The 784-nt window shown below is 43.4% G+C and carries 1 protein-coding gene; it reads left to right on the top strand.

All coding sequences use genetic code 11. The features are described from left to right. Positions 1 to 91: 91 nt before the first annotated feature. Positions 92 to 628, top strand: a complete 537-nt coding sequence (locus Q1A70_RS20200) for a nucleotidyltransferase family protein (protein WP_299695830.1) — start codon at positions 92 to 94, stop codon at positions 626 to 628. Positions 629 to 784: the final 156 nt, after the last annotated feature.

Genomic DNA, 784 nt, shown 5'->3' with positions numbered 1-784 from the left:
AGTTCCAAATAGGTTAGTGATTAAGGTGTGTTGCTTAAAGTTAAGTGCGTGTTAGCAGCCACTTAGCAAGGCGTTAGGGCACAGGGCGGATATGGACAGAATCGTAGAATTAATCAAACAAGATCCAGTTAGAGTTAAAGCCTTAGAGTGCGTCTCTAAATTGGGCTTGCCTCAGTGTTATATTGCAGCAGGTTTCGTTCGTAACCTTGTTTGGGATGCTCTGCATGGTTTTAATGTAGCAACACCATTGAACGATGCGGATGTTATTTACTTTGATCCAGACGAGAACGACACTAAAGCATATTTACAGTATGAATCTCAGCTCAAGAAGCTAATGCCGGAAGTTAACTGGCAAGTTCGTAACCAAGCACTCATGCATATTCGGAATGGCGATTTACCTTACAAGAGCTCCCTTGATGCAATGAGCTATTGGCCAGAACAAGAGACAGCTGTTGCCGTTCGACTAGTTGCACCTGATAGTTATGAATGTATTGCTGCTTTTGGGTATGAATCCTTATTTGATTACTGTGTCACACATAATCCTAAAAGGTCGCGAGAAACGTTTGAAAATCGCGTAAATTCAAAGGGCTGGCTAGTAAGGTGGTCATCTTTGAGAACAGTGCCCTAACAAAGCATTTAAGAGTGATTCGCAACGCTTGGCAGTTTCGCTTCGCTCAAGTATAGCCAAGCGTCGCTCACACCTTAATGCGGCTACATGGATTCCCCCGGTTGTCAAACATCCGCTAAACTTATATTGATGGGTTTTGGACTGCCGCTCTACATT

It is taken from the genome of uncultured Vibrio sp. (assembly GCF_947488985.1).
In the GTDB taxonomy this organism is placed as follows: domain Bacteria; phylum Pseudomonadota; class Gammaproteobacteria; order Enterobacterales; family Vibrionaceae; genus Vibrio.
The sequence above is the reverse complement of the archived record's forward strand: the minus strand, read 5'-3'. Positions and strand labels throughout refer to the sequence as shown.